The following is a 3,680-nucleotide window of genomic DNA, read 5'->3' as shown; positions in this document are numbered from 1 at the left end:
AAGACTATCGAGGCTTGGCACGCAATCCGAACATCCGACCCCGCGTATTACTACTACGGGGCATAGCCCACCCTCCCATAGGAGGCCCCCATCAACCGGGGCTGAGAAATGGCTGAAAGAGCAAAAAACAGTAACAGAGGATCAAAGCCCGGGGAGCGCAGAGGCGGGCGCCAAAAAGGCTCTCCGAACAAAGCGACGGCGGAAATTCGTGAGATCGCCCGGCAATATGCGCCTGACGCCGTGCAAGAGCTTGCGCGGCTGTCTCGCGAAGCGCAGAGCGAGCAGGCTCGCGTTGCGGCGATCAAGGAAATCCTCGACCGCGCCTATGGCAAGAGCACGCAGCCGATTGCTGGCGATGGGGACGGCGGCCCTGTCCAGCTTGTCGTTATGACGGGCGTCCCGCGTGGCGATTAGGTTTGTTTCGGCTGCCGAGCCTGTCACGAAAATGGCGGGGCGCGTCACGAAAATAGAGCCGGAAGTCACGAAAATGCCCGGTGATGTCACGAAAACACCAGGGCATGTCACGAAAACCGCAAGGGGGCGCGGGCGTCCATTGATTGGCGATGCGCCGATGTCGGCCGCGGAAAGAAAGCGTCGCGAGCGAGCGCGCAAGGCTTACGCTGGTGGCGACTAAGGAGATACCGCTCGGCTACGAGCCGCGGGCTGCGTTCGTCGAGTTCCACCGCCGCCGGCAGCGGTGGGCGGTGATTATCGCGCATCGCCGCGCCGGCAAGACGGTCGCGTGTCTAATGGACATGCTCGACCACGCGCTGCGCAAGCCAGGCGGGCGATACGCCTACATCGCGCCATTCTACAATCAGGCCAAGTCTGTGGCTTGGGATTATCTGAAGGCGTTCTCCCGCCCGGTATTGACGTCTGCCCCGAACGAGAGCGAGCTTCGCGTCGATCTCATCAACGGATCGAGGATCAGCCTCTACGGCGGCGACAATTCGGATCGGTTGCGCGGTCTGGCGCTCGACGGCGTGATCCTCGATGAATTCGCCGATATGTCGCCGAGCTTGTGGGCGCAGGTGGTTCGCCCGGCTCTGGCGGATCGGCGAGGATGGGCGGTCATCATCGGCACGGTGAAGGGGCGCAACCAGCTTTGGCAGCAATACGAGGCTGCGAAGGGCGACCCTGAGGGGTGGTTTTCGAGCGTTCTTCGGGCTGGAGAGACCGGAATATTGCCTCCTGACGAGCTGGCTGACGCGCGTCGGATCATGACGGCGGAGCAATATGCGGCTGAATTCGACTGCGACCCTTCCGCGGCGATCGTCGGCGCGTATTTTGGACGCGAGCTTGCTGAAGCCGAGCGCGCCGGCCGGATAACGGCAGTCGCCCCCGCCCCTGGCGTGAAAGTCAATACTGCGTGGGATTTGGGCATAGGCGATTCGACGGCGATTTGGCTATTCCAGGCTTATGGCGGTGAAATCCGCGTTCTCGCGCATTATGAAAATCACGGTCAGCCGCTGTCGCATTACGTAGCCGAGCTTGATGCAATCGGCACGCGGCTCGGGATCGAATATGGGAACGACTACGTTCCTCACGACGCGCGGGTGAGGTCTCTGGAAACCGGCCGCACGCGCGTCGAGACGCTGGCGGCGCTCGGCCGTCGTCCAATGCTTGTTCCGGCGCACAAGCTCATGGACGGGATCAACGCTGTTCGCCTGACGCTCCCCCGCATGTGGTTCGACGCCGAAGAATGCAAGCAAGGGCTCGAGGCGCTGCGGCAATATCGCGCCGAGTTCGATGAAAAGACGCGCGCCTACAAAGACACGCCGCGCCACGATTGGACGAGTCATTCAGCCGACGCGGCTCGGTATATGTGCATGGCGTGGCGAGAAATAGCGCAAGCTCCTATTGCCGGCGATAAGCCTCCAGACTTCCGCGGATTCGGCCAAATGACCTATGACGAGGTGATGAAGATGTCGCCTAGCAATCGCCGGGATTTCGAGCGCGCGTGATGGCAGAAAGCGATCCGCCGAATGAAGTGTCCTACTGGCTTTCTCAAATCGAGAAAGCGCAGACGACGCCCGAGATGCGCAAATGGGAGAAGCGCTGTCAGGTGATCCGGCGCAAATACCGCTATGAGGCGTCGGCAGAAACGGGCAATCGTCATTATCAGTTGCTCTGGTCGAACATGGAGACGCTGCGGCCCGCGGTCTATGAGCAGGCGCCGAAGCCTCTCGTTTCCAGGCGATGGAAGGATAGGTCCCCTGTCGCGCGCGTTACGGCTGAAATGCTCGAGCGCGCGATCATGTTGCAGATGGAGCTTAACGACTTCAACTCGCAATTGGAACAGGTGCGCGACGACTATCTCCTTTACGCTCGCGGACAGGTGCGGCTAAAATACGAGCCTGTCTTCGACACTGTGGACGATGAATCCGGCGAGCTTGACACCAGCGAGGTCGAGGGCGTCGAGGCCGAGGCGCAAGAAGAGGCCGAAGAGTCCGAAGAGGCGGGCGGCGACCCGGCCGAGGAAATCCTTCAGTTCGAGAACGTCAAGATCGAATTCCTTCAGCGCGGCGATTTCGTTCATGAAGCGGCGCGGACTTGGAAAGAAGTCACATGGGTTGCGTTCCGCGCCTTCCTGACGCGCGATGAATTGGTGAAGCGCTTCGGAGACGCTGGCAAGCATGTCGAGCTGACGGTCGTCGCCGGCGCTGAGCGCGACGATTCCGACTCCGCCCCGAAAAGCGAGGACGCTACGTCCAAGGGCATCGTGTGGGAGATATGGGACAAGTCCAATCGCCGCGTCCTGTGGGTTGCGAAGGGCGCGCAAGAGCCGCTCGAGGTCGGCAAGCCATATCTCAAGATCGAAGGCTTCTTCCCCTGCCCCAAGCCGGCCTATGGAACATTGACGAATGACAGTCTCGCGCCTGTTCCGGACTACATCTATTATCAGGATCAGGCCGAGGAGATCGACCTTCTCACGGCGCGCATCGGCAAGCTGCAACAGGCGCTCAAATTCGTTGGCTTCTACCCCGCTGGTCCGAATGGTGAGGGATTGCCGGAGGTCGAGGAGGCGTTTCAGCCCGGCTTCGAAAATCGCATGATCGCGGTGACGTCATGGGCGATGTTCAAAGAGGGTGGGAGCGGCGGCGCGCCGATCGTGTTTCTCCCTGTCGAGCAGGTGATGAAGGTGCTGCAAGGCTGTATCGAGCTTCGCAAGCAGCTTACCGAAGACGTCTACCAGATCGCCGGCATATCGGACATCATGCGCGGTGAAGGCGAGCCGAACGAAACGGCGCAAGCTCAGCGCATCAAGGGCCAGTATGGCGCGCTCCGCATTCGTGAGCGTCAGAAAGAGTTGGCGCGGTTCTGCCGCGACGTCGCGCGGATCACGGGCGAGATCATCGCATCGCATTTCCAGCCGGACACGCTCATGGCGATGACGGGGATTCAGCTTCCGACCGACGCTGAGGTTCAGCAGCAGCGTCTCGCCGCGCAGCAGCAAGCTTTGATCGCGCAGGCGCAACAGGCCACGCCTGCTGGCGCTATGCCGATGCAGCCTATGCCAACTCAAGGGATAGCGGCATGACATTCATGATTCTAAACGGCGCCGACAAGGACAAAGAAGGCGTCCCGGTTATCCTCTTTCTCATGCTCGCAAGGGCGGAGAAGAACGGAACATCAGTGCAAGAAGAGATCGCGAAGGATATGTCGGCGATGCGAGATAA

General features: G+C 60.7%; 3 protein-coding genes. All 3 read left to right on the top strand.

The features are described 5' to 3' along the window. Positions 1 to 108: 108 nt before the first annotated feature. Positions 109 to 414, top strand: a complete 306-nt coding sequence (locus WC683_20225) for a hypothetical protein (GenBank protein MFA4974937.1) — start codon at positions 109 to 111, stop codon at positions 412 to 414. A gap of 209 nt (positions 415 to 623) precedes the next feature. Continuing rightward, on the top strand, positions 624 to 1,964 hold the full coding sequence (locus tag WC683_20220; GenBank protein ID MFA4974936.1) for a terminase family protein: 1,341 nt from the start codon (positions 624 to 626) through the stop codon (positions 1,962 to 1,964). Continuing rightward, entirely contained in the window at positions 1,964 to 3,541 is a 1,578-nt protein-coding gene (locus WC683_20215; protein ID MFA4974935.1) for a hypothetical protein, read from the top strand. The genes WC683_20220 and WC683_20215 overlap by 1 nt, the downstream gene beginning before the upstream one ends. Positions 3,542 to 3,680 lie beyond the last annotated feature (139 nt).

Source organism: bacterium (assembly GCA_041648665.1).
In the GTDB taxonomy this organism is placed as follows: Bacteria; UBA10199; UBA10199; order 2-02-FULL-44-16; family JAAZCA01; genus JAFGMW01.
Note: the sequence above shows the minus strand (reverse complement) of the source record. Positions and strands in the feature narration are given on the sequence as shown.

Excerpts from the sequence above, each read along its gene's own strand:
- WC683_20225 (MFA4974937.1), top strand. The coding sequence starts at position 109 with ATGGCTGAAAGAGCAAAAAACAGTAACAGAGGATCAAAGCCCGGGGAG.
- WC683_20215 (MFA4974935.1), top strand. The coding sequence starts at position 1,964 with ATGGCAGAAAGCGATCCGCCGAATGAAGTGTCCTACTGGCTTTCTCAA.